The 25,474-nt window shown below is 66.0% G+C and carries 17 protein-coding genes; 7 read left to right on the top strand and 10 right to left on the bottom strand.

What is annotated here, in order from left to right; translation table 11 throughout:
* Positions 1-69 precede the first annotated feature (69 nt).
* The 3 genes from ACOGI4_RS08730 to ACOGI4_RS08720 all read right to left on the bottom strand — a co-directional run bounded on the left by ACOGI4_RS08730 (position 70) and on the right by ACOGI4_RS08720 (position 9,957).
* Positions 70-3,267 carry a hypothetical protein gene (locus ACOGI4_RS08730; protein ID WP_419841288.1) on the bottom strand — a complete coding sequence of 1,066 codons (3,198 nt, stop codon included), beginning with the start codon at positions 3,265-3,267 and terminating at the stop codon, positions 70-72.
* A gap of 77 nt (positions 3,268-3,344) precedes the next feature.
* Positions 3,345-6,851 (bottom strand): tubulin-like doman-containing protein, encoded by a 3,507-nt coding sequence (locus ACOGI4_RS08725; RefSeq protein WP_419841287.1) that lies wholly within the window; start codon positions 6,849-6,851, stop codon positions 3,345-3,347.
* 79 nt (positions 6,852-6,930) lie between these two features.
* On the bottom strand, positions 6,931-9,957 hold the full coding sequence (locus ACOGI4_RS08720; protein WP_419841286.1) for a vWA domain-containing protein: 3,027 nt from the start codon (positions 9,955-9,957) through the stop codon (positions 6,931-6,933).
* A gap of 815 nt (positions 9,958-10,772) precedes the next feature.
* Between ACOGI4_RS08720 and ACOGI4_RS08715 the strand changes: the two genes are divergently transcribed.
* Positions 10,773-11,390, top strand: a complete 618-nt coding sequence (locus tag ACOGI4_RS08715; RefSeq protein ID WP_419841285.1) for a histidine phosphatase family protein — start codon at positions 10,773-10,775, stop codon at positions 11,388-11,390.
* A gap of 221 nt (positions 11,391-11,611) precedes the next feature.
* Here ACOGI4_RS08715 and ACOGI4_RS08710 read toward each other — a convergent pair whose 3' ends face one another.
* Entirely contained in the window at positions 11,612-12,442 is an 831-nt protein-coding gene (locus tag ACOGI4_RS08710; RefSeq protein ID WP_419841284.1) for a SirB1 family protein, read from the bottom strand.
* A 33-nt stretch (positions 12,443-12,475) separates the two neighbouring features.
* On the opposite strand from ACOGI4_RS08710, the gene ACOGI4_RS08705 reads away from it, so the two are divergent.
* From ACOGI4_RS08705 to ACOGI4_RS08695, 3 genes are all read left to right on the top strand, one after another.
* The gene (locus ACOGI4_RS08705; protein WP_419841283.1) at positions 12,476-13,333 is read left to right on the top strand and encodes a glycerophosphodiester phosphodiesterase; all 858 of its coding nucleotides are present in this window, start codon (positions 12,476-12,478) and stop codon (positions 13,331-13,333) included.
* Complete coding sequence (locus ACOGI4_RS08700) at positions 13,330-14,778, top strand: FAD-binding oxidoreductase (RefSeq protein WP_419841282.1); 1,449 nt, start codon at positions 13,330-13,332, stop codon at positions 14,776-14,778. Before ACOGI4_RS08705 ends, ACOGI4_RS08700 begins: the two co-directional genes overlap by 4 nt.
* Positions 14,779-14,851: 73 nt before the next feature.
* Positions 14,852-16,450, top strand: coding sequence for a gamma-glutamyltransferase (locus ACOGI4_RS08695; protein WP_419841281.1), 1,599 nt, complete (start codon positions 14,852-14,854; stop codon positions 16,448-16,450).
* A 51-nt stretch (positions 16,451-16,501) separates the two neighbouring features.
* On the opposite strand, the gene ACOGI4_RS08690 is transcribed toward ACOGI4_RS08695, so the two are convergent.
* On the bottom strand, positions 16,502-17,053 hold the full coding sequence (locus ACOGI4_RS08690) for a GGDEF domain-containing protein (protein WP_419841280.1): 552 nt from the start codon (positions 17,051-17,053) through the stop codon (positions 16,502-16,504).
* 55 nt (positions 17,054-17,108) lie between these two features.
* Between ACOGI4_RS08690 and ACOGI4_RS08685 the strand changes: the two genes are divergently transcribed.
* Positions 17,109-17,954 (top strand): fumarylacetoacetate hydrolase family protein, encoded by an 846-nt coding sequence (locus ACOGI4_RS08685; RefSeq protein ID WP_419841279.1) that lies wholly within the window; start codon positions 17,109-17,111, stop codon positions 17,952-17,954.
* A gap of 22 nt (positions 17,955-17,976) precedes the next feature.
* On the top strand, positions 17,977-18,924 hold the full coding sequence (locus tag ACOGI4_RS08680) for a DNA-3-methyladenine glycosylase family protein (protein WP_419841278.1): 948 nt from the start codon (positions 17,977-17,979) through the stop codon (positions 18,922-18,924).
* A gap of 41 nt (positions 18,925-18,965) precedes the next feature.
* Here ACOGI4_RS08680 and ACOGI4_RS08675 read toward each other — a convergent pair whose 3' ends face one another.
* Complete coding sequence (locus tag ACOGI4_RS08675) at positions 18,966-20,768, bottom strand: acyclic terpene utilization AtuA family protein (RefSeq protein ID WP_419841277.1); 1,803 nt, start codon at positions 20,766-20,768, stop codon at positions 18,966-18,968.
* A 111-nt stretch (positions 20,769-20,879) separates the two neighbouring features.
* On the opposite strand from ACOGI4_RS08675, the gene ACOGI4_RS08670 reads away from it, so the two are divergent.
* Positions 20,880-21,569, top strand: a complete 690-nt coding sequence (locus ACOGI4_RS08670; RefSeq protein ID WP_419841276.1) for an alpha/beta fold hydrolase — start codon at positions 20,880-20,882, stop codon at positions 21,567-21,569.
* Here ACOGI4_RS08670 and ACOGI4_RS08665 read toward each other — a convergent pair.
* The 4 genes from ACOGI4_RS08665 to ACOGI4_RS08650 are packed head-to-tail and all read right to left on the bottom strand — an operon-like array spanning position 21,532 to position 25,413.
* Complete coding sequence (locus ACOGI4_RS08665) at positions 21,532-21,807, bottom strand: DUF4031 domain-containing protein (protein ID WP_419841275.1); 276 nt, start codon at positions 21,805-21,807, stop codon at positions 21,532-21,534. The two genes, ACOGI4_RS08670 and ACOGI4_RS08665, sit on opposite strands and share 38 nt — an antisense overlap.
* A 9-nt stretch (positions 21,808-21,816) precedes the next feature.
* The gene (locus ACOGI4_RS08660) at positions 21,817-22,968 is read right to left on the bottom strand and encodes an AI-2E family transporter (RefSeq protein WP_419841274.1); all 1,152 of its coding nucleotides are present in this window, start codon (positions 22,966-22,968) and stop codon (positions 21,817-21,819) included.
* Complete coding sequence (locus ACOGI4_RS08655) at positions 22,958-23,779, bottom strand: inositol monophosphatase family protein (protein WP_419841273.1); 822 nt, start codon at positions 23,777-23,779, stop codon at positions 22,958-22,960. Before ACOGI4_RS08655 ends, ACOGI4_RS08660 begins: the two co-directional genes overlap by 11 nt.
* Positions 23,776-25,413 carry a cation:proton antiporter gene (locus tag ACOGI4_RS08650; RefSeq protein WP_419841272.1) on the bottom strand — a complete coding sequence of 546 codons (1,638 nt, stop codon included), beginning with the start codon at positions 25,411-25,413 and terminating at the stop codon, positions 23,776-23,778. Before ACOGI4_RS08650 ends, ACOGI4_RS08655 begins: the two co-directional genes overlap by 4 nt.
* Positions 25,414-25,474: the final 61 nt, after the last annotated feature.

Raw genomic sequence — 25,474 nt, 5'->3', positions numbered from 1 at the left:
GAGCGGTGCGGTCAGGCTGCGCCCGGCGCGACCGGCCACAGGGTGCAACTGGCTGCACTGGGCGATCGACTACATCAGGGGCGCATCGGGGTCGTCAAGCGGGTCTGACGGTGCAACTGCTGCGCCTGCGCCGTCGTCCGCAGGGCCGTCGGCCACAAGAGCGTCGGGCCGTGCGGGGGGCATGAGGCGATCGAGTGCGACGGGCTCAGACACGTCCACTCGTACTGCGTGCAGCAGCACCGTGCCGCGTTCTCGCACGGTCCCGCAGCGATGGGTGGGCGTGGCGCTGGCTTCGGGCACCGCGACCGCTTTCGGCCAACACACGACGGAACGAAACTCGGGCGCGGGCTCGGTGCTCAACGGCAGTGCTCCCGACACGAGCTGTGTGTCACCCCTGGGCAGGAGTTCCCCCAGTACCTCAGCGAGCGGCCGGCGTATCGATGCTGCGCCGCCGGATGCCTCGCAGATCACTGCTGAGCCGGCCGTCTCCTCCATGGCCCGGTACATCGCAGCTTGCGCCGACTCGTGCAGCAGCGAGTCGTAGTCGCCTGCGAACACGCGCTGCGCGAAACGCCAGCGTGGTCCGGTTCCTTCACCGTTCAGCACCGACGCCAATGCCATCGGCTCGGTGCAGTGCTCCGGCGGAGTCAGGCCACCGTCGGCACCAGTCCCGAACGGGGGTTGGTCGCTGTGCATGAACGCTTGGGACATCCGACCGAACTGCTCGCGCAGCCACCCGGGGCTGACGGCCTCCCGACGAAACTCGCGCAGCACATCTCGCTCGGTCTCCACCGCCAACTCGACATCGAGCAGCGACAGTTTGCGCACAGCAGAGTCGGGGTCGTCGGGTTGGCTTGTCGCGGGATCCGTACCGAACGGACGATGCACCAGGCGCGCAGCGGCCGCCGCGGTGACCAGCCAATGGGACTTGGCCAAGCTGAGCGCGGCGCTGCGAACGCAGGCCAGCTCGCACGCATCGACACGTCGGCAGACCTGCCCCTGCCACACGCGCAGTCTGGTGCGGTTCAGCCGCGGTGCGAGCAACCGCAAGCCGACGGCAACCGCGGCGAGCGCAGCAGCCGAGAGCAACAACACCGTGAAGGCAGCACTGGTGTCTTGGTCTAGAGCCGACGCGACCTCATCCATGTTCAATGCAGCTACCACCACGACGAACACATACGCCACCAGCGCCGCGAATGCAGCCCGACCCGAGGCCAGCCATCCAGCCTTGCCGAGCAACGCCTTGTTGTCAGCAGGCACACGGTTGCGGCTCACAAGGGCCAGCACCAGCACGACAGAGACCACGACCGCTGCCGGAATCAATCGGGCGACGCCGCCCAGCGCGTCAGGATCGATCCTGCGGACCTCTCGTGCGATGAACTCACGCGAGAACCACACCACAAAGAAAGCTCCGACGTAGCTTGCCGCCAGCAGCGGCAGCCGCACCTGCGCAGCTTTCGGCTTTGCAAGGGCTATTGGCCCCCCAACCATCAGCCTCAACACCGACGGCACGGTTGCAGCCAAGGACACCAGGCCGAAGAGTGCGACTCTGACCACTTCGCCTCTCCCATCCGGTGTGGCCCAGTCGCGGGCCGAGGTCAACGTCAGCACCGCAGCGGCCGCGATCAGTCCGGCCACCCAGGGCGCGTGCTTCAGAAATGCGCTCAGGCCGGTGCGAGGCTGCCCCGAGATTTCGCGGTCAAGCTCGGCGATGGCGTTGTCGGTGGCGCTGCTCGCTTCAGCAATCTGCTCATCGAATCTGCAGGTGACGTCCTGCAGCAGCGACGCGGGATCGGGTGCGTCCGATGCGGTGTTGTGGTCGGCAGCATTCGTCGACGCATCGATGACCGTGTCGTCGTCGGATGTCCCGTCGTCGTCCGCTGCCTCCGACTGATCGCCGTCGGGCTCGGCGGCGTCTTCGTCGGCATCAGGGCGGCCATGCTGTTGGTCAGCTGGCGCATCGTCGGACATCGCCGGTGACGCTGCCGCATCGTTGAGGCCCGTATCGCGGAGCGACGCAACAGTGAGCATCGAGACGGCTTGGGCAAGACTCGACACGTCGGGCGAGAAGGCGTCGGGGTCGGCTACTGGATCGAACGCTCCGGCCGCAGCGGCCTGCACCACCGACGCTCTCGGACCTGCATCGACCACGCCGAACATGTCGTCGAGCACCGCGTCCCAGGCACTGGTCGGCACCGTCCCGAGCTTGACTTTCGGACCGATGGCACGGTCGAGCCGTACGCGCACCTGCTCGAGTGTTCCGTCATCGGCAACGCGAGGCGGACCGTCTCGCGGGAGCAGCGGCTCCGCCCAGGGCGCGTGATGGGCAATCTGCTCGGTGCCTTCGTCGCTGCCGAGCTTCACGTCCGCTCCGGCTGCTACCAAACGGGCACCGACCCCTTGCCAGCCAGGCAGCAGGCTCACCCGCTCTGCCGAACCGCCGGCGATATCCCACGGCCTGAGGCAGTCCGCTGCGGCCTGAGCCGCGTGGTACGGATCCGGTGCCGGCATCAGCTGCACGGGCACCGGCAGCGATCCGCTCGCGTCGAGCAACTGCGCAGGCGACGGCATCCGGATACGAGCAGTTCGGCACATCGAGCGCACCAGCCGTACCAGCGGCTGGTCGCTGCCGCTAACCGCCGGCACCAGCGACTCCAGCGGGGCGTGGTCCAGCGTCGACCACAGACCCGTCAATGCCGCGAACTCTGCTGCCACATGCCACGCGAAGGCGTCGCTCGCCCGGGCACTGGTCAGCGGTTTGGCGGCAGCTCGATCCGTTGGGCGATCCTCGGGCAGCACCACGAGTGCTGATTGGGTGCCGCTGCTCGCGTAGTCAGCGGCCGGCGCGAGCCCGTCGTCACCGAAGCACGGAAACCAGAGGCGATGGAATGCCAGCGGAACGGCGAGCGGCATGACCCGTTGCAGATCGTGGCGCACACTGACCTCAGCATCGGCCAGCGCTGTCTGTTGCGCAGCGCTCAAGCCGGCGGTGCAGACCGTGACCACGTCGAATCTGTCGAGCGAGCCCAGACCGGCGAGGAGGTCCAACAGATCGACCTGGTGCCGCTGGCCGCGTTCGAGCAGCGATGCATAATGACGAATGGTTCCGAGCAGCCCCGCGTCGTCGGCGGGCAGCCGGCACGCGGCATCGATGAACGGTGCCAGCTGCGAATCGGCCGAGAGCTGCGCCAGGACGTCCACCGCAGCCTCGGCGGCCGCTTCATCGCCATGCCGCAGGAGCATGACGGCGCGGGAGGTGCCAGTCATGCTGTGCATCGCCAGAGCAGAGGCGGCAGGGTCTTGGTCAGCGGGCATGTCGGACCCGATACGCAGCGATGCGGCGCTCACATCGCAGGCTCGTCAACCTGCCCGTTCTGCCCAGCCTGCTGCTCTGCTACCGTCGCCAGCTCATCGAGCGCCGGTTCCATGTGGCTTCGCCACAGACCGGTCCACAAGGGCGCGGTGGACAGCAACGCCGGCTGAGACGACCAAGCCGCCTCCAGCTCCTCGTACTTCTTGTCGTAGCGGTCACTGGTCTCTCGGCAGATTGCGGCAAGCGATACAAGTCGCGTATGTGGCGTGTCCACAGCGTTCGCATGGGCCGTCTCGCTCAGCACCGATGTGTTCGACCATCGCGCGTGCCCGTTCGTACCGCTTCCTTCCGTCCAGCCCTGATCAACCCAGTTCTGCAGATCAGGGCCCAAGTATGCGTATTCGAGCAAGCTGCAGTCTGGACCTGCGCGCCCCAGTTCTCTCAAGGCGATGTAGGGCCGCAACGCTCGCAGGGTGCCGCTGCGTTGCACAGCTAGGAATGCCAGCGGCAGCGACTCCAGCACGCGAGCGCATCCATCGTGGATCATGCGAGCTCCCTTCGGACATCCGCTCACCGGCAGCAGCGTGTCGGCAAAGGCCTCGAACTCGCCGTCTTCGGGGACCCAGATAGACCACGCGCCGTCCACCAGCTTCACGTTGCCGAGGACTCGGCCGACATACCAGCCGCGTACCAGGCATCGCAATAGGGCCTGACTGACCGGAACGAACGATTCCAGAGGCTGCGCTCGCCGGAAGTTCCAGAAGCTCTTCTTCTGGTTGAGCGAGTCTCGTTGGAACCAGTCTTCGGCGATCGGTCGCAGCAGGCTCTCGATCACCAACGGAGATACCGGCGCGCCGAGGGCGCTCGAGATGTCGACACTTCTTATCCCCTTGTCGCTGGTCAGGATGGTATTGATCTCCGCATCACCGATTCCAGCGCGCGACAAGTGACTGCGCAGTTTAGCTTCGATTCGATGGGTAGCGAGCGGAAGGGAACTGAGCTGCAGTCGAGTACTGCTCCAGTCGGAGTTCGGATGTACGAGCCCGAGCAGCGATTGATCGATGCCGACCAACGGCACAGCGGCTTCCATCGCCGCATTGAGTTGATTCAGAAAGCGAGATTCGTTGATATGGCGTTCTACCTCATCCATGGCATAACGGTCATCTTCATCCGATGAGCCTAAGAAATCACGCAGTGTGCGGGAGACAAAACGCTCGAATTCGCTGCCTTTGTGTGTCAGTAGCCGACGTGCCCGCTGCCTCAGCGCATCAAGTCCGGTGTGCACCACAATACGCACTGATACCGGAGAGCGACCGTTGTTGGCGGCTAGTGGATTCCAGTGTCGCGCGACTTCAAACATTTGGATATCGCCGTCCGGCGCAGCGATTGTAGCTCGCAGGTTTGGCTGGAAGGCACCAATAACTTCACGGCGCACCGCTTTGCGTCTGGCGTCGGCACCAGCAATCTGTCGGTAGTCGCTTTCGAGCAGTTGTCGAAAATGCTCGGCATAATCGTCAGGGTCGATGAGAGAGAAATCTCCTTCAGGCGGCCGAGCACCTTCGGGCGGAGTTTCTACATCGCTCCACGACGGCCAGCTGCGCACGATCTCCGACGCCAAAGTCGCTTGTTGATGAGCATGTTCGAGGGATTCGCTGAGCGGGCGCAGGATCCTTGCGGCTACTTCTCTCGCCAACGCCGCCGCACGAGACCACCAGTCGGATTCCATCTGATACGCACGTCCACGGGCCTGCTGCGCTGCCAGCAGGCCCGGTGCCGGCTGATTTCCACCATCACCCGCCAATCCGTCACCGCCATCCTGTAGCCTTTGCTTTGTGCCGGCATCCAAGTTGGGAACAGCTTCCCGATCAAGGTATCGTGCAACCTGCCGGCAGAGTTCCGCAGCAATGACGAAACCATATTCGTGAACCAATTCAGCGAGCGTTTGCAAGATATTGTCTTCAATGTTGCGCAGCCACACTCCCATCTGCGCTTGCACCGACGCGTCCATGCCCTGCTTGTAGGCAGGTTCAGCGCCATCAACGGCTAGCGTGGCCGCAGCGGCGACAGCTGCAGGCAAACCCGCTACGCCAGCGACTCCCAATTGAGCTGCGTTAACGAAATTCGCAAAATTTGCCGCATAAGCCGGTGGCTGCAGCGCCGCAATGATCTGATTGCTAGCTGCGAAGGGACCTGGCTGTTCGAAGAGTAATACTGGAGCCGTACTTAGGGGCGCTGGCACCGGCTTGTCCTGATTCAAACCCACCTTAGATCGAAACGATTGCAGCAGCTGTTGAGCGACAAAGTTCGCCACGAAATCTTTGGACTTAGTACCTTCCGCCGCGCCGTCCAGCTTAGTGTGGCCAAGATTCAGATGTGTCACGGCATCGCGCACAAGGCGCTGCGTGGCATATCGCTCAAAGTGTTCGCCACCCACCGAGAGACGCGAAAAGCCGAGGGCGGAGATGCACGGTGCGCCTTGCTCGTGCGATTCACCCGCATCGACCAAGATGTCGCCTTGTTCATGTGCTCGCGCCGACGCTGCCCAGTTACCAGAGGTGTAGGCAACGAAGCGGCTGTGAACTACCATGTCCACCACCCATGACAACAGCGATCGGCCTGTCACCTCGAAGAGTCGATCTGGAGTGCCGTGGTCGGTATGACGGCCAGCTATGCGACCAACGAGAAACGGATACGTGGGCCCCGAACGCTCTTGCGGTTTAGGCTGGCCCGCCCGGCGCAACACGCCACTTCGTTTCGGTGCCGCAATTGCCGGCGCATCTGTCGAGCTGCCCTGCCACCATTGCCCGTTCAGCATTTCGCACAGCGCAGCAAGACTATTTGCGTGTACGCCGCCTGTCACCTGCTTGCCCAGCGACTCGAAGACCTCGGGCGTGTACAGCAACGCGAAGATGCTGTCACCCGCCGGGGTCTGCATCGAGCGCAGCATGTCGCAGACAAGGTTCATCAAGCCCGAGCCCGTGCCACCAGCCAGACTTCCCACTATCACGATGTACATGTTCGCGACGCCACCACTGGCATGAGTGGCGTCTGTTTCAACCTCATCATAGAGTTCACGGAGCGCGGCAGTAGAATCTGGATCGTTCATTCGCCGGATGTGCTCTCGCAGCCGTTGCCGAATACGCTTGGCATAGGCTAGGGCGATCGTCTGGCCAACGGCGCGGAACTGCCCAGCGCCATGGGAGAGAGGCACACCGAGACCGGCGGGCTCCACCCGCCAGGATCGCAGTTCGCTCAGGGTCTCTGCATCACCGTCGAGAATGTTCTGCAGCGATGTGAAACTCATCCCCGGTGCCATGAGACCTAGGTATTCATCAGGTGCCAGCGATTCCGTCACAGACGAATCAATGTCGATGTCATCCGGTTCAATGGGCGTATCAATGTGAAGGAACTGCCAACCCTCCGGAATCGTCTTCTCGCGGCCATGTTCGTCGAGCCAGCGCTGCATCTCTCGCTTGAGAAAACGGAGTGTCTTTCCGCCCGAGCCGCCTAGGCCAACAAAAAGAAACTTGCTATACATGCCTTTTGTACCTCACATTGTTCTGTAATGCGCTCCGGGGCGCAAATACCGTGGAACTGGCCAACGCTTCAGCTTCGCGTTACGTGGCGTCTATGCTGCTACTATCTTGTTGGAGAAGCGCTTCAAACACTGGGTTCAATCGATCGGCAGGCAGGCGCAATACCGCGTCGGCACCACTACCGGGTACACGAGGTACAATTGACCGCTGGAGGAGAAGAAGTGAGCATGTCACCTGATGGGAAGGTTGATCATCTGCTGCGAGCTGCGCAACTACGCACACGCGATCGAATCGAGCCGATAGCAATTGACCATCGCTCAAGCCGGGCGGAAAACTCGAGGGCACGTAATCTCCGTCACAAGTTCCGGCGAAACAGACCGTGTAACCGTCGGCTGGCCGAAACGTGCAGCGTGGCTCACACAATAAGCTAGCGAGATTGAGCCTGCCTCGCTGCTGCAGCACAATGTCGCCAATGCCTCGCTTTGGGCTAAGCCCAGCTGGCACAGGCATCGCTGTGTACATCGGCAACTGCGAAGGTCCATCAGATTCCGCTGGAGCCTGAAGCCCCGCGCCGGCGTCATTGAGTGCGGCTTCGGCCGATGCGCCTAGCACCATGCCACCGCGTCCATCTCGTACGACTGACACGCTCGTGTGTCTCCACCGCAGTATGCCGCCAGCCCCCTGATAGGGATTGGGCAGTGTGTGCTTCAGCCTTGCGGTCCGGCATGCCCACCAGTAACACGCTGCGAGGCTCAACAAGGTGCCGAGCCCAAAGATCACAAGAGCAAGCGATATACCCGGCGGCAGTTTGAAGTTCCATTCAACTTTGAACTCACGCCCGTAGTCCGCCATGTCCGTATTGATACGCCGTTGTTGTTGTTGGTCCACGGGAAGGTCGGTCTCCGCATCAGCCCCCGTCGCGTCCGGGCCTTGGTCCGAGGCTGCCGCACCGTCTCCATCGGCCGGAGGCTGCCACTGCGGCTTCAGCTTGATGTTGATCTGGCCTTGGCGGTGCTCGCCGTCCAACGGACGAGCGGTCACGAGCCGAATGGGGATTATTTCCGCGTCAAGCTCGCCATCCGGTTGCTTGTTTCCGCCAACCAGCAGCGTAGGTCCGCCTTCGTTGACCGAGTCCGTTGTGACGCTCACGTTCCGATGGTGTTCCCCGTAGTAATCCTTGTCGAACTGCCAAGTAGGGGAACCGCCATCGGGCACAGTACCACCATTATCTGCCGGAAGGAGGCCGAGTTCCGATGTACCAAATTTCGACGGAAGGAAACTGCAGGGTATCTCGAGCCTAACAGGACCCTCCGATAACTCGCTGCCGCTTCCTTCGACGATTGCCGTGCCACCGTCGCATTCGCCGCCACCATTCACATTCACAAGTCTCGGAGCGCCGCATTTGTGGTACAAACTGTTCGAGTCTTCCACCTTGACCTGTACAGTTTGCTTGATGCCATGTTCTGCGCCGAACAATGCCTCTAGGCCTTCGGGAACGTAGGAGAATCGGTACGACTGGCTGAAATCGTAGTTTCCATTGCAGGACAGCGGCTCCAGCGTGAGCTTCAGCATCAGAGGACCTGCACTGCTACTAGAGTCGCTACCCTCGTCAGGGCAGGGAGCTTCCGTGGAAACTTCACCAAAGGACCCAGCTGCGTAGGCCCCCAGTGTACGGACACTGCGGTACCAAGCCCGGTCGGAGTTGCCGTCCGCCGCTTGGCTCCCCCTGCCGTCATCCGATAGAGGGTTGTATGTCTTCCATTCGTTACAGTTTAGGTCGGCGCGCTCTGCTACTACTTGGATGTCGACCGGGCGACTGCCCTTTTTGGCACTGTACCATGTCCATTGGTCATCCGCTGGCGCTAGGCTGCCACCCACCTTCAGGGCCCCCGATATAGTGGCGGTCTTCGGCGGTTCTTCAATGGCCTTGAAATAGCATCGCACCTCGTCCTCGGGCTGTTCTGGCGCGTCTACATTTAGCACCCAAGGGAACTCCATGTCTCCGTAGTCATCTACGCTGAGCCGCAATACTGACGCGGAAACATCCTTGGGCTTGCCTGGCTCGGCGTCTGCACCGTAGGGGCTGAGCGAATATCTGTATTTTGTCGCACCTGTAGCGAATGCCGCAATCTCTTGAATATAGGTTCCGTCCGGCAATTTCGGCGAAGCACCTCCGGACTCACAGAGTTTCGGTCCTCTAAAGCCACGTGCCGTAAGTGACACTCCTTCGGCAGCCTCGCTCAGCGTCGCTGCCAACTCACCCACGTTATCGATCTCGAGAATCTTACCGCGTTGATCCCGCTGCGGTTCGGAAGCACAAGGCTGAGTCCCCAGCGCTCGCCACGTTTTCGCTTCGTTTTCGCTTGGTTGCGCCAAGTTACCCTCAGTATCTCCGGTGACGGCACGCATAAAGTACTTCGATGCCACACGTAGGTCGGCGGCATTCTTGTCATCGCGAAACTCGTCCCCGAGAACAACGGCATATGTGAACATCTGATCAACGGCAAGTTGGTTCGTCAACGCTTTACAGGCGTCTCCGAGTAGGTCGAGCGCCTCATCGCCTGGATCTTGTTGCTCCTCGGGTAGAGGATTCCTTGCCCGATCGCTTGGATCATGGATGCCGTCGGTAAAGAATATCAATACTCTGCATGGCACATCTTGGGATGGTGGCACGGTCTGAGGGAAAGCTTCGATGGCGTGCTCAAAGGCCTCAAGATAGTCTGTGTTCTTTGGCGGCGATTGGACAGATTTATCGATATGCTCGTCGGATGGATGGTCTTCTGAAGCTCGTGCGAATCCGACAATTTCTTTTGCGCTATCGTTGAAGGTCCAAAGGGCTATTTGGACATTGAAGGCGGTTTGGTCTGGTTGATGTAGTGCTCGTGCAAGGGTTGCCAAGCGACTTCTGAGGCCTCGTAGAGCATCGCGACGATTTCTGCCTCCTTTGTCGCTCTTGCTCATTGAGCCGGAGGTATCCATCAGTATCAGCAAATCGATGCCGGGATGCTTGTAGGCAGCAGGGCACAATTCGGGATATACAATGCTGTTGTCCGGTTCTGGTTGTTGCGCGGATGCCTCGCTGGCGACGGTACTCATCATCAACGCCATCACTACGGCGCTACACGCAATGGCGTACCACCGCGCCGCCGGCCGTACGACTGCTACCATGGCCGAGCCAGATCTTTGGCCCAGTACCACAGATGCAATGCGCCCACGGACCAAACCAGTGCCGTAAGCCCTGACTTGACCCAAGTCAACTTGGGAATCGGCTTCAGCCCGGAGAGCCTGAAGCGATTCTCAGCTACGTACGCTTTCCAGTGCCGGTACAAGGCATACGGAACGATGGCCAAGCCAGCCGACGCGCCGACGGTGTGATGAGTGAGTTTGGGGCTACCGGCGGGAAGGCCGAAGCTCAGCCAATCGAGCCAAGCAAGCTGAGCCCACAGGGAAATGAGGGTGTAGATGCACAGGCACGCGAGCGCCACACGCGGAAAGAGGCTAAGACCCCCCCCCCCCCCCCGCTTTCGGGGCTTTGGCAGGCGTTTTCGCCATCACGAACGTCCTGTCACGTGCAGCGCCGTAGGCTTCGATGTGACACTCAACCGCAGCTTGGCGGCCGACCCCAGCGTGTCTCCACCTTCGACTGCACCCCAGCTCACCGCTCAGTCGTCCTCCTGTTGGCAGCGGTGGGCAGAGTAGCGACCGATTGCCCGCTTCGCAACTTGACCATGTCGTCGACTGGTTGTCTGCCGTCAGCTGCGAAGCGGGCCCAGGTCCACGCAAGCGGCGACTCCAACGCAGATTCACTGAACTGGCGTTTGGCTTGATATTGTATGAAATATAGTGAAAGTTGTATTGCTGCAAGATGCGCTGCATGAAGCGACCGTCGGTGTCGAGCCAGTCGACATCTAGGGTCGTCGGCCATGGAACTTGTCTTCGTCCGCCACGGCCAGCCCGAGCGAATCGTGCGTCACGACGGGCAGCCGGCCGATCCGCCGTTGTCCGACATTGGCCGCCAGCAGGCGGCGGCAGTCGGTGAATGGCTGGCCGAAATGAACATCGACGCCTTGTACGCCAGCCCGATGCGGCGAGCATCGCAGACGGCCGCCGCCATCGGTGCGGCGACCGGACTCGAGGCAATCGTGCGCGACGGCCTGAGCGAGTTCGACCGCGACTCGTCCTCCTACGTCCCCATGGAAGTGCTGAAGGCCACCGACCGCGAGCGCTGGAACGAGCTGGCGACCGGCTCGTTCAGCGATGCAGAGCGCACAGCACAGTTCGTCTCCGCCGTCTGGCGAACTGTTGACAGCATCGTGGCAGACCATCGCAGCCAGCGTGTGGCCGTCGCCTGCCATGGCGGCGTCATCAACGCCTACTTGGCCCGCTGCCTGGGCTTCGAGACTGACGCGTTCCTGCGCTTCGATGTGGACTACACGTCCGTCACGCGGGTGTTCGCTTCCAGCCAAGGCCATCGAAGCGTGCTCTCGGTCAACGAACGCACCCACCTGCGCAGCCGGCCCGATCTCGCCATCGGTCTGTAGCCGGCACGTTCGCTGCGGCCGGCTGGGCACCGGCGCTCACAACGCTGTCGCCCGCAGCCGGCACGATCCGCTTGCTCGCAGCACAGTCTCCGTACACGGGCAGCGGTGGCTGCAAGTTCGCTTGAGACTGTGCTGATGCGTGGCGCTGGCGCGTCACGCGCAGGTGCGGTCACTGGCGATGTCGTGCCTGGCCATGTAGCGCACGGCGGTGTGATGCCGTGCTAGTTCAACTGCGCCCACAAGCGCATCGCAACTTGCCGAAACCGCTCGCTGTGCTTGTCTTCGAATCGGTCTGCGGCTGCTTCCAGCGCCCGGGCGCCTTCGTCTGGACGGCCCACTGCCGCCAGCAGCTGTGCCCGATACAGGTGCTCGTCGGGCGGGCAGATGTCCAGCCGCGTCAGCAGCTCCAGCACGGTCAGCTGCGACGGTGCTCCGGGTTGGCGCAGATGCACGGTGCGCAGGTTGTTGAGCATTCGCACCAGAATCGACTGCGGCGACGCGGGCTTGAAGAACACCTCGTGAAACGCATGACGCTGCCCGGTGCGATTGAAGATGGCGATTGCGCCGGTTCGGTCGATGAAGCGGCCGTCGAATGCGTCGATGAGCACCTGCGGGTCGGGTGTGCCGACCAGGAAGTGGCCCGGCATGCCGACCCCGTGCAGCTCGACGCCGGCGCGGCGAGCCACTTCAATGGTGACCACGGCGAGCGAGATGGGGATGCCGAGCCGGCGAGCGACGACGAGGTCCAAGTAGCTGTTCGCCGGGTCGGCGTAGCGGGCTCGGTTCGGCCCGAAACCCTCCGCCCCGAAGAGCAGCTCCACCACAGCCTCGGGCGTGGGCTCGCGCACCGCTGCGCCGAGGCGGTCCAGCTCGGCCAGCGTGGAGGCCACATCGACTGGCTCTGCTCGACAATCTGCTCGACAGTGCGTGGCCATGGCCAACGCCGCCCGGTCCAGCGGCACCGGCTCGCAAGCAGCCCACATGGCGAACGCATCAGCAGGCGACAGGTCGGCCTCAGAGGGCTGCTGCGCTCCCGCATCGGCATCGGACACAGCAACGACAGTACCGGCGATACTGAGGCTGTGATGTCGCCGCATCCGTACCTGGGCGGGTCCGCGCCGGTGCCGATTGCCCACCGCGGCGGTGCTGCGCTGTGGCCGCAGAACACCATGGCCGCATTCGAGGGTGCCGTCGCGCTGGGTTACGACCACCTCGAGACCGACGTGCAAGCCACTTCCGACGGCGTCCTCGCCGTGTTCCACGACGACTCGCTGGACCGGATCGCAGACCGCCACGGGCGCATCTGCGAGATGACCTGGAGCGAGATCTCCGCAGCACGGGTGGGAGGCGAGCCGATCCCCCGCCTCGAAGAGCTGCTTGACGCATTCGGCGAGGTACGCATCAGCATCGACCCGAAGTCCGACGCGGCTGTGGCACCGCTCATCGCAGCGCTGCGTCGGCCAGGCGTGCTCGACCGGGTGTGCATCGGCTCGTTCTCCGAGGCTCGCCTGCAGCGTGTCCACGAAGCGTTCGGGGATGCGGTGTGTCTCAGCTGCAGCCCTCGCGAGATCGCCCGGCTGCGAATGCTGAGCCTCGTCCCCCAACGCCGACAACCCCAGCGCACCCGCCCGCAGCTCGGGGCGCAACCCGCGTCACAGACGATGCCGCGTCGGCGCCGAACCGACCGTCGCCGGCCCTTCCGAGGACGCGTCGCGTCAATCCCCTTGCGACAAGGCCCGATGCCGCTCGCCACCCGCCGCTTCGTGGACTGCGCGCATCGCCTCGGCATCGCGGTGCATGTGTGGACCATCGACGATCCGGCCGAAATGGACCGCTTGGTCAGCCTCGGTGTGGACGGCGTGATGACCGACGAGCCCGCAATCCTGCTCGAGGTCTTGGCTCGCCGCGGCATCCAGCGCCCACGCGGCGAGCCCGACACATGACCGCCTCGGCGGTCGAACCGGCGGTCATCGAAGAGCTCGCCGGCGTCGTGGGTCCGGCGCATGTGCTGAGCGATCCCGAGGTCACCGCCGGCTACACGCTGGACTGGACACGTCGTTTCGCCGGTTCCACGCCATTGGTGATTCGACCGGGCGACACCGCGGAGACGGCGGCCGTTCTCGGTGTGCTGGCAGCCGCCCGCATTCCCGTCGTTCCCCAAGGCGGCAACACCGGACTCGTGGGCGGCAGTGTGCCGCTGGCCGGCGAAGCAGTGCTGTCGACGCGGCGACTGCGCTCCTGTGAGCCGGTGGACGAACTGGCATCGCAGGTGACACTGGGTGCTGGGGTCACGCTGGCCGAGGCTCAGGCGCACGCCGCCGGCGCCGGCCTCAGCGTCGGCGTGGACCTTGCTGCACGCGACTCCGCCACAATCGGCGGCATGGTGGCCACCAACGCCGGCGGCATCAACGTCGTGCGCTACGGCTCGATGCGGGCACAAGTCGCCGGGATCGAAGCAGTGCTGGCGGACGGCTCGGTCGTGAGCCACATGGCTGGACTGGAGAAGGACAACACCGGCTACGACTTGGAAGGCCTGCTGGCCGGAAGCGAGGGCACGCTGGGCATCATCACACGCGTGCGTCTGCGACTGCATCCAGTGCTGTCCGAGCGCGCGACTGCTTTGCTGGCATTCGACACGGCAGCCGATGCCGTTGTGGCAGCGGCGGCGCTGCGGCGAACAGTCGCCTCCCTGCGTGCGCTGGAGGCCGTGTTCTGCGATGCGATGACGCTCGTTTCGCAGCACTTGGGCGTCAACCCACCTGTCGGCACCGTGTCGACGGGCAGCGCATCTGACGGCGGTCTGAACGCGCTCACGCCTCGCACGCCCGGCGCCGACGGCGGCGCAGCCTGGCTGGTCGTCGAGGCCGCGGCGCGTGCCGACCCCAGCGACGAGCTCGCCACAGCGGTTGCTGATCTGGGCGATCTGGTCACCGATGCAGCCGTGGCGCTCGACCCCGGGGCGCGGCAACGACTGTGGGCATTCCGCGAACACGTCACGGAGGCGATCTCGGCAGCAGGCATTCCGCACAAGCTGGACGTGACGCTCCCTGCAGCCCGCCTGGCCGAGTTCACCGACGGCGTGACGGCAGTGGTGCGAGCGGCTGATCCGCACGCGTTGCCGCTGCTGTTCGGCCACCTCGGCGACGGCAACGTCCATGTGAACGTGCTCGGTCCCGACGGTGCAGAACCGGCGGCCGGCGTGGACGATGCAGTGCTGCGCTACGTGGCCGATCTCGGCGGCAGCATCTCTGCCGAACACGGCATCGGCACCGCCAAGCTGGCTCAGCTGCATCTCAATCGCAGCGAAGCCGAGCTGGCCGCCTTCGCTGCCATCAAACGGGCGCTCGACCCCGCGGGCCTGCTCAACCCCAACGTCCTGCTCCCCTGAGGGTGTACTTCGGGCTGAAGGCCACACGCCCTCAAGGCCGACGAGCACGGTCGCCGGGTCTACCGTTCGTGGGATGAGCCGATCCCGACCGCTGGTCCCCTTCGCAACCCGCTACGCCCGCAGCGGCATGGTGTGCAGCGTCGACCATCTCGCGAGCGACGCGGGCGTCTCGCTGCTGCGCGCCGGCGGCTCAGCAGCCGATGCAGCGGTAGCGGCCTCCGCAGTGCTCGCGGTGACGACCCAGCACATGTGCGGCATGGGCGGCGACTTGTGGGCGCTCGTCCACCACGCAGACCGCACAGCACCCGCAGCGCTCAACGCCAGCGGTCGGGCAGGCAGCGGCGCAGATCCCGACGCGCTGCGCGCCGAAGGCCGCACACGGATGCGCTTCCGCGGAGACATCCGCAGCGTGCCGGTGCCGGGATGCGTCGACGGATGGGTGAGCCTGCACGAACGCTTCGGCACAGCGCCCTTGGCTCAGGTGCTCACACCCGCTGTGGAACTCGCAGAAGGCGGCTTTCCGCTGTCGCCGCACGGTGCTGCCACAGCCGCATTGCTCGACGGCGTTGCGAACACCCACGACTACGAAGCCGCGAGCCGGCCGGGGGACCTCGTCACCAGACCGGGCGTGGCCGCTGCCCTGCGAGACATCGTCGAGGGCGGACGCGAGGCCTTCTACGAGGGCGACTTCGGCCGCGATCTCGGTGAGCTGGGGCGTGGCGAGTACACCGCAGCGGACCTCGCCCGCAGCCAGGCGGATTGGGTGACGCCGCTGAGCACGCAGGCCTGGGAGCACACGCTGTGGACGGTGCCGCCGAACTCGCAGGGCTACCTCACCTTGGCGGGCGCGTGGATCGCCTCGGAGCTGGAGCTGCCGGTGGACCCCTCCGATCCGCTGTTCGCACACCTGCCGGCCGAAGCCGCCAAGCAGGCAGGCTGGGACCGGCCCGCCGTCCTCTTCGAGCATGCAGACGGTGAGGCGCTGCTCGCCCCGGAACGGCTGGCGCCCCGGCGTGACGCAGTGTCGCCGGACACCGCAGCGCCGCTGGGCGCCGGATGCGGGACCGGCGACACCATGTATTTGGCGGCGGTGGACGCAGATCGCATGGGCGTGTCGCTGATCCAGTCCAATGCGGGAGGCTGGGGCGCGGGACTGTGGACCCCGACACACCGGATCAGCCTGCACAATCGTGGCATCGGCTTCAGTCTGATCGAGGGCCACCCCGCTGAGTACCGCCCCGGACGGCGCCCGCCGCACACGCTTGCTCCTGCGATCGTTCAACGCCGCGACGGTTCGCTTCGCTCGGTGGTGGGCACGATGGGCGGCGACGCCCAGCCGCAGGTGCTGTTGCAGGTGCTGGCCAGACTGTTGCGCGCCGGCGAGTCGCCGGCCGGGGCCATCGGCGCAGGCCGCTGGCGCTGGGGCGCGGCGCAGGGCACCGGCTTCGACACGTGGGCGCATCCAGCTCAGCTGCAGCTCTGCATCGAAGGCCACGCGGCGTGGGCAGGCACCGATGCTGTCGCCGATCTCGCCGGACGTGGCCACCGAGTCGTCACCGAGCCCGCGTACCACGACTCCTACGGACACGCGCAGCTCATCGACGTGTACGACGGCCTGCTCGCCGGAGCAGCCGACCCTCGGGCGCTCACAGGATCGGCGGCCGGCTTCTGAGCGCTGCCTTGTGCCGAGCAGCCGCCGAACACCCGGGCCGCCGAGACGTCCTCAGCGCGGCAACGTCTCGGCAACCTCCAGTCGGGCAGGCCCCAGCGACCGCGCAGCGAACAGGGCCGCGTAGGCGCGGTCGCGCAGGTCGGCTGCCTCCAGGGCGTGTGTGGGATAGCTGGCCACCCCCATCGAGAGCGTGAGACCCATGTGGTAGGTGCGCGCGGCAGCCTCGCGGCGCACGCGGCCTGCAGCCCACACCGCACCGCTGTGGGAGGTGTCGTCGAGGATCGCCGCCAGTATCCCGTCGGCGCAGTGGCAGACACTGTCGGACTCGCGCAGCGTGCCGCACACGAGGCGTGTCGCGAGCCGCTGAGCGACGCGGGCCTGTGTCGCGCTGAGCTTGTCGAAGGCATCGACTTCGAAGAACACCACCGACAGCGGCTGGAGTGACCGACGGGCCATGGCCAGCTTGCGGTCGAGCAGCACAGCGAACACGCGCACGTCGGGAAGCCCGGTGACCGGGTCCAGCACGGAGTCGAACGCGCCAGGAGTCGAATCCCCTGCGCCATGGCGAGCCACGGGGTGCCAGAGTGCCACTGTCGCTCGCATCGCACAATGCCAAATCGCCTCGCCTGCACGCGAGCTGGCAGCTAGTGTCGAATTCGTGCGCATCGCGAGACACCTCCGAGACGGGCGGCCGGCGCTGGCTGTGGTGACCGACGACGCCGTGGTCAGCTTGGAGTGCGACCACACCGACCTGCCGTCACTGCTCGAAGCGTGCGGCGGCGACTTGGCAGCGGCAGTCGACGCGATGGAGCGAGGGCCTGCGATGCCGCTCGACGAGGCTCGGCTGCTGTCCCCGGTCGGTCGCCCGCCGACCATTCTCGCTGTCGGGCTCAACTATCGGGCTCATGCAGCCGAAGGCGGCCGCGAACCGCCGACGGTGCCCATCATCTTCAACAAGCACCATCACTGCATCGTCGGACCGCACCACCCCATCCACATTCCGGCCGCCGCACCGGACATGGTCGACTACGAGGGCGAACTCGCCATTGTCATCGGGCGGTCTGCCCGAGCCGTGTCAGCATCGAAAGCGCTCGCGCACATCGCGGGCTACACCATCATGAACGACGTCAGCGTGCGGGACTGGCAGCGCGCCAGCCCGACGATGATGATGGGCAAGTCGTGGGACACCCACGGCCCGTGCGGACCTTGGCTGGTCACCGGCGACTCGCTCGATCCGCACGCCTGCCGACTGGTCACCGAGGTGAACGGCGCAGTCCGCCAAGACGCCAACACCGACGATCTCATCTTCAACTGCTACGAGATCGTCGAGCACCTGTCGACCGCCTTCACGCTCGAAGCTGGCACCGTGATCGCGACCGGCACCCCCGAAGGCGTCGGTGCATTCTCCAAGCCGCCGGCATTCCTGAGCCCGGGCGACGTGGTGTCGGTCACCGTCGAGGGCATCGGCACGCTCACCAACCCGGTCACCGCGGAACCTGTCTGAGGCCGCCGGACCGAAAGCGGCGATGCGGCAGTTTGCGGGCACAGCAGCGGCGACGCAGACCCGCTCGCCCGATGTCAGGCAGCGGTTCGAGTTCGACTACGCGCTGGACACCGACAGATCGCTCGGACGCGCCGGCGGCAAGGGCGCCTTGGGCCCCGTGTGCTACGACGGCCCCGACATCTGGCGTACTTGGGACACGCCGGCGGGCGAAGCCACGCTGCGCATCACACGCGCTGGGCACGTTGCGGAGGTCTGCGCGTGGGGACAGGGCGCGCAGGCCGCGATGTCGGGAGTGCCCGCGCTGCTCGGCAGCCATGACGACCCCGCCGCACTCGTGCCCCACGACGCGGTAGTCGCCGAATGGATGCACCGCTGGCCGGCGCGCAGGCTGACGGCCACTGGCACGATCTGGGAACACGTCATCCCCACCGTCTGCGGCCAGAAGGTGCCCGGACTCAATGCCAAGCGCTCGTGGCAGGGCATCTTGCGCAGGTGGGGAAGGACGCCGCCAGGGCCGGCACCCGAATGGCTGCGGCTGCCCCCGAGCGCCGACCTCGTGGCCTCGCTCGCCTACCACGAGTTCCATCGGTTCGACGTCGAGCGTCGTCGAGCCGAGGCGATCATCGAATGCGCCCGCCGAGCCTCGACGCTGGAGCGCTTGGCCCGCTGCGCTGCCGAGACGGCTCGCGAACGCCTGCAGGGCGTGCGAGGCATCGGACCGTGGACCGCATCGATCGTGACATTGCTGTGCCACGGCGACCCGGACGCGGTCATCGTCGGCGACTACCAGATCCCCAGCTACGTCAGCTGGCACTTCGCCGGCGAACGGCGCGGCGACGACGCCCGCATGCTCGAGCTGCTCGAGCCCTACCGCGGCCAGCGCGCCCGAGTGCAGTCACTCGCCAAGTCGGCCGGGCCGCCGCCGCGCCACGGTCCGCGTCTGTCGCTCCAAGACCTGCAGGGCCGCTGAGCCGCGCCCTGCTGCCCTGTCGTGGGACGCTGTGGTCGATCTCAGTCCAACAGCACGACGGGAAGGTCGACCACCTTGGCGCGCAAGTACTCCCCCAGCGCCTTGGCTTGCGGGTCCTGCCGGGTGGAGGCGGCGACACCTTCCTCCAGCAGGCCGTGCAACACGAAGTTGAGACTCCAGATGTTGGGCAGGTCGTAGCGGTCGACCCGGCGGTCGGCCGCTTCGGGCATCAGCGCTGCGAGCCGCTCGACGGTCAGGAAGTCCGACAGCCACCAGAAGGCCGCAGCCGAGCGGGCAAAAATTCCCAGGTTGGCGTTCGGCCCTTTGTCGCCGGAACGAGTGCCGTACAGCGTGCCCAGCGGCACGGCCCGAGTCGGGCCGCTCGGCGGCACCAGGCGCTCAGGCGGGGTCACGCTGACAGGCTCGAATCGTGAGCGGGCTGCCGCGACGTCCGATGATGCACTGTCGACGACGGTTCGGCGGCCGTCCACCGACACCTGCATGGGCACCAAGGCCGCGTCGACCAGTGCGGGCCAGTAGACGCCGAACGGCTGGCCCGGGCCCGGGCCTGCGCCGGTGCCGAACAGGCCGGGTATCGAGCACAGCCCGATCTCGGTGCCTGCGTTGGAAAACGCCCGGCCGACCTTGTGCTCGTCAGGGTCCTTCACGGTGATCTTGTAGACAGCGACCGCTTCCTCGTTGCTGCCAGGGTCGGTCTTGTGGGTCCGCAGCAGCGTGCGCACCACCGTCTCGTAGTCCTCTGGCCGGTACGGGCACGCATGCCAGAACTGGCGCTCGACGAGTTCTGCTTTCGCCTCGATGTCCAGTCCCGTCAGCCCGATGGAGATCTGGTTGCGGTAGCCGCCTTGGTAGTTCATGGCCACCTTGAGCGTCGGCGGCGCCGGCTCGCCTTGCGTGCCGCTGATGCGCACCCGGTCCCGCCCGACCTGTTCCAGCTGGATCGTGTCGAAGCGACTCACCACGTCGGGGTTGAGATAACGCTCGCTGCCGATCTCATAGAGCAGCTGCGAGGTGACCGTGCCGACGGAGACCTCGCCGCCAGTGCCGTCGTGCTTGCCGATCACGCTGGTTCCGTCGGCGGCCACTTCCGCCCACGGGAAGCCCGGATAGGTCATGTCGGCGATCTCGGTGAAGAAGCTGTAGTTGCCGCCGGTTGCCTGCCCGCCGCACTCGATCACATGCCCTGCCACGATGGCCCCCGCCAGCGCATCCCAGCTGTCCCGGGTCCACCCGTGATGCCACGCGGCGGGACCCGCCACGACCGCGGCGTCGGTGGCGCGGCCGGTGACGACGATGTCGGCGCCCTGGTTGAGTGCTTCGACGATCCCCCAGCAGCCGATGTACGCGTTGGCCGTCACGATTCGCTCGGCCAACGCGCCCAAGGGCCGGCCGGTGTCGAGGTGAGCGAAGTCGTTGCCGGCTGCGATCAAGTCCCCGAGGCGGTCGGTGAGGTCGTCGCCGTCCACATAAGCGATGGACGGCTGCAGGCCGAGCCGGTCGGCCACCTGCGCCACCGCGTCGGCGCATCCCGACGGATTCAGGCCGCCGGCGTTGGACACGACCTTGATGCCCCGATCCAAGCACGTGCCCATGACCTGCTCCATCTGCGTGACGAAGGTGCGGGCGTAGCCCGTGCCGGGCCGCTTGGCGGCGATGCGCGACAGGATCAGCATGGTCAGCTCGGCCAGCCAATCGCCGGTGAGTGCATCGATCGGACCGTCGGTGACCATCTCTCGTGCCGCTGCGAGCCGGTCTCCGAAGAACCCGCTGCAGTTGGCAATCCGGATCGGCGGTGTTGTCGTAGTGCTCGTCGTCGTGCTCATGGTTCGGCTCTCGTGCATTGGGGTGTGTGCGTCCGCCGCAGCTTCGTGCGGGCCCAAGACCGGCCAACGGTAGCCCGATTGCCCGCCGGCGGTTCTGGCAGACTTCCGGCCATGGCGAACCCTGTGCTGCTCCTCCACGGCTTCACCGGCTCGGTAGCCGGCACGTGGCAGCCGACCGGCATCATGGACCTGCTCTCAGACGCCGGCCGCGAGGTCATTGCGTGGGATCTGCCCGGCCACGGCTCGGCGCCCAAGCACCACGACCCAGCCGCGTACACCGACATGGAGGCCGAGCTGGTCGAGCGGCTGGCCTCGCACGCCGGCGAACAGGTCGTGGACGGCGTCGGATTCTCGATGGGCGCGCGCACGCTGCTGGTGATGGCAGCGATGGCGCCTGAGCGCTTCGGCCGGCTGGTGGTCTCCGGCGTCGGTCAGAATCTGTTCGAGCGCGACCAAGCACAGGCCGAGCGCATCGCACGAGGCGTCGCAGGCAAGTCCGCTCCTGCCGACGTACACGCTCAGACCTTCGCCCGCTACGCCTCCGAGCCGGACCAGGACGGCCGAGCGCTGGCGGCGTTCATGCGCCGCAAACACGCACCGCTGGGCCCGCCCGAGTTCGCGCGCATCACCCATCCGGTGCGGGTCGTGCTGGGGACCGAGGACTTCGCGGGGCCCGCAGACCCGCTGCTCGACGCCTTGGCCGATGCCTCGTTCACCGAGCTGCGCCGCTGCGATCACTTCGCCACACCGAAGAACTTCGGCTTCATCGATGCGGTGATGGAACACCTCGAGGTCTTCTGAGCCCAGCCGCCCGCAGCCGCCTCACCAGCTCGCGACTGCCCACCGCTACCGCGCCTGCTCGCAGCGCCAGGACCCGTTCGGTCTCGTCGACGTCGTAGTGATCGCCTTGAAATGCCTCCCGACGCTTGCCGATGCTCGCCGCGAACCGATGCAGTTCCTCATGGCTCTCATCGGAGACGAGGTGCGCCCAACGCCGGCCGCGCCACGACCACACGGCGTCGTCCACGAGAACGGTCATCGGCCCCGCTCAGCCGGCCTGCGGCGGCTCGGCTTCGGTGTCAGCGGCGGCCTGCGAGTGCGTCTCGAACAGCTCCGACTCGATGAGCTCATGGCGTGCGACATAGGTGGAGACGAAAGCCTGAATCGTCGCCGCGGCAGGAACCGCCAGCAGGGCGCCGACCCCGCCGAGCAGCGCTGCGCCCACCAACACCGAGCCGAAGGCCACCGCCGGATGAATGTTCATGGTGCGGGCGGTGATGCGCGGCGACAGCACATAGTTCTCGAGCTGCTGGTACGCGAGTACCTCTGCGACTACCCAGATGGCAGAGACCGGCTCGTCGAGCAGCGCAATCAGCAGCGGCAGCAGTCCCGCCAGATAGGTGCCAACGACCGGTACGAACTGCGACAGCACCCCCACCCACATCGCCAGCGGAAGCGGAAACGGCACACCGATGATGCTGAACGCGGCCCAGTGCACCACGAACGCGGCGAGTGCCAGCAGCGTGCGGGAGTAGATGTAGCCGCCGGTCTTGTCTATTGCCAGCTCCCAGCCGCGCAGCACCACCGCCTGTCGCTGCGGGCTCAGCGTCGAGCACACCAGACGCCGCAGCCGAGGGCCGTCAGCCACCAGATAGAACGTGAACAGCGCCACGGTCAGCAGCTGCACGGCCAGGTTCACCGCCGTCGAACCGACCGACACCAAGTTGCCGGCCACGTCGCCGAGCAGCGATGCCGCACCTCCGCCTGCGCTGAACTGGGCGCTGAGGTCATCGGTGCTGAGCTGAATGCCGAACTGCTCGTCTGCCCAGCGCTCGATATCGGCGAGATAGCCCGGTGCCGCGTCGATCAGCTTCAGAATCTGGTCGGCCAGCACCGAGGCCATGGCCGCAGCGAATCCGGCGGCGAGGAGCACGAAAGCACCGAACACGGCGGCTGTCCCGAGCCCGCGCCGCCATCCCTTGCGTGCCAGCCAGTTCACCGCAGGCTCCATGGCGAACGACAAGAACAACGACACCAGCAGCACCACCAAGAGGCTGCGCAGCCGCACGAGCAGCCACGACGCGGTCGCCAAGCCGACCACGCCGGCCAGCGCCAATGCGATGGCACGCGGCACCCAGCGCGGCATCCGATCCCTTGTCGGCAGATGGCGCTCGACGTCGCGCCGCGCCTCAGCCGACACGCCCGTTCTCCTGAGGTGCGCGCATGGCCTCGACGATCTCGGCGTGCAGCAGCCCGTTGGTAGCGATGCCGCTGCGGTTGCGGTATTCGGGCCGTCCGGCGACATCGGTGAAGGTCCCGCCGGCTTCAGCCATGATCACCGGCATGGGTGCCAGATCCCAGACTTCGCACACCGGGTCGATCATGGCCTCGGCCTGTCCGGTCGCCGCCAGGAAGTAGCCGTAGGCATCGCCCCAAGTACGCAGCATCGCGCCGCAGCTGCGAAGTGCGTCGAACTGGGGTGCTCCGAAGGTGGCGAAGTCCGAAGTGTTGACCAGCGCGCCTCGCAAAGCGCTGCGATCGGTGACGCGGCAGCGGTGATCGTCCAGCCAGCAGCCGCTGCCTCGGCCGGCGGCCAGCGTGTGGCCGAGCACCGGCAGGTCGATGACGCCCACCAGCGGACCGTGGCGATCCACCAGCGCCACGAGGGTCGCGTACAGCGGGACGCCTCGCACGAAGCCTCGGGTACCGTCGATGGGATCCACGATCCAGGTGCGGCCATCGGGTCGTATCGAGCCGCCCTCTTCCTCGCCGAAGACCGCGTCGTCGGGGAACTGCTCGCCGATCCGCTCCCGCACGAAGCGCTCCGCGGCTCGGTCAGCTTCGGTGACCTCCGTGCCGTCCCGCTTCCACGTGACGCCGAGGTCGCGTCGGCCGAACCATCGAAGCGTGAGCGAACCGGCCGCAGCGGCGATGTCGCGCACTGCAGCCACCAGCCCCTCGTCCGCGCTCGGCGGATCGTCCGACGGTGCGTCGCCGGGCGCGACGCTCACTCGCTGCGCCCCGAGGCCTGCCACGGCAGCCGACGGGGCCGCTGCCTGCCGGTCGGCTCAGCGTCGGGCTGGTTCAGCGGGAACGTCAGCACGGGCACCGCAAGCTGGCGAGCGATCCGTTCCGACGGCAACAGTGCGAGGCGCGAAGCACCCGCCGGCGGCCGCGGCGCGAACAGCACCACCAGATCCGCTTGATGCTGGCCGCGCGAGCGCACCACTGATCCGGTGAAGCTCTCGTTGCGCAGCGAACGGAACTCGAAGTCCACGTCGCGGCTGCCGCACAGCTCGCCGATCTTGACGGCGTGAGCGTCGTCTCGCTCCCCCGGCATCAGCACGACCAGCGAGGCGCGCCAGCGAGCCGCCTGGTCGATCAGCCATTCGGGCAGTTCCACCGGCACCGGCGCCGCGATGAGCACACGGCCGGGCAGCTCGAACTCCTCGGGGGCGGTGCCGTTCTCGTGCTCTGCCGACGACCATTCGCGCAGGTCCCGCGCGACGAGCAGCGGCCCGATCAGCTCGAACAGCACGACCGCGCCGAGCACCACGGTGGCGGCCTCGGCGCCCGGATCGCCGAGTTGTTCGGACGCGAGCACCGCCAAGCCCACTGCGACACCGGCCTGTGGCGTCAAGTTCACACCCAGCCTCAGCGACATTCGCCAGCCGAGACCCCCTGCCAAGCCGCCGCCGAGACCGCCGACGATCTTGGCCGCGACGCGCACCACGATGTAGGCCACGCCGACCAGCCCCACCTTGGGCACATCGGAGAGGTGGATCGCAGCGCCGGCCAATGCGAAGAACAGCAGATACAGCGGCTGCTCGATGGTCTTGATCGTCCGGAACAGCCGTACCGAGAACGCCTGCGGCGACACCGTCGCGGCGGTGGCGCCGGCCACCAGCGCAGCCAGCGGCAGCGAGATGTCGAGCCAGCCCGCAATGGTCCACCCGACCACGATGTGTACCAGCACGAACAGCAACAGCTCACCCGAGGTCTCGATCTGGAAGCCCAGCCGGGAGATGAACCAGCCTCCGAGCAGCCCCAGCACCGCGCCGCCGATGCCCAGCTGCACGAAGTTCACCACCGCGCTGCCGATGTTGGCGGCCTCGTCCGAGAGCAGCAGCGCGATGGGCAGCACTGCGGAGAACGTGACCGTGGCCAGCGCGTCCGACACGGCATGAGTGCCGACGATGCCGGTGGGGTAGCTGCCGCGGGCTCGCGCCGAGCTGACGATGTGCGCAATCGTCATCGGCGCGCCTGCTCCGGCGAGCGCTCCCAGCACCAGCGCCACCGGACGGTCGGCGCCCAAGCTGCTGGTGGCCCAGAAAACGGCGATGCCGCTCAGGGCGAACTGGACCACTCCAGTGGTCAACGTCCACCGAGCGGCTCGCAGCGCACGCACCGAGACGCGTTCGCCGATCACGAACATGAGCACCGCCAACGCCACCTCGGTGACCGGGCGCAGCGCGACCAGCGACGGCTCGTCGATGAGGCTCAAGAACGGCGGCCCGGACGGTCCGAGCAGCGCACCCACGATGAGGAACGCCACCAGCTCGGGCAGATGATGGCGCGCCAGCAGGCGGCTGGCCAGATACGCCAGCCAAGCCAGGACAGCGAAGGCCACCAGCGTGTTGCTCATGGCCGGCGTGCCGTGCGAGCTGCGGCGTGCCGGCGCCGATGCACCGACAACATCTGGCTGA

Source organism: Candidatus Poriferisodalis sp., assembly GCF_965205175.1.
In the GTDB taxonomy this organism is placed as follows: domain Bacteria; phylum Actinomycetota; class Acidimicrobiia; order Acidimicrobiales; family Poriferisodalaceae; genus Poriferisodalis.
This window is presented reverse-complemented; position numbering and strand designations above follow the sequence as displayed.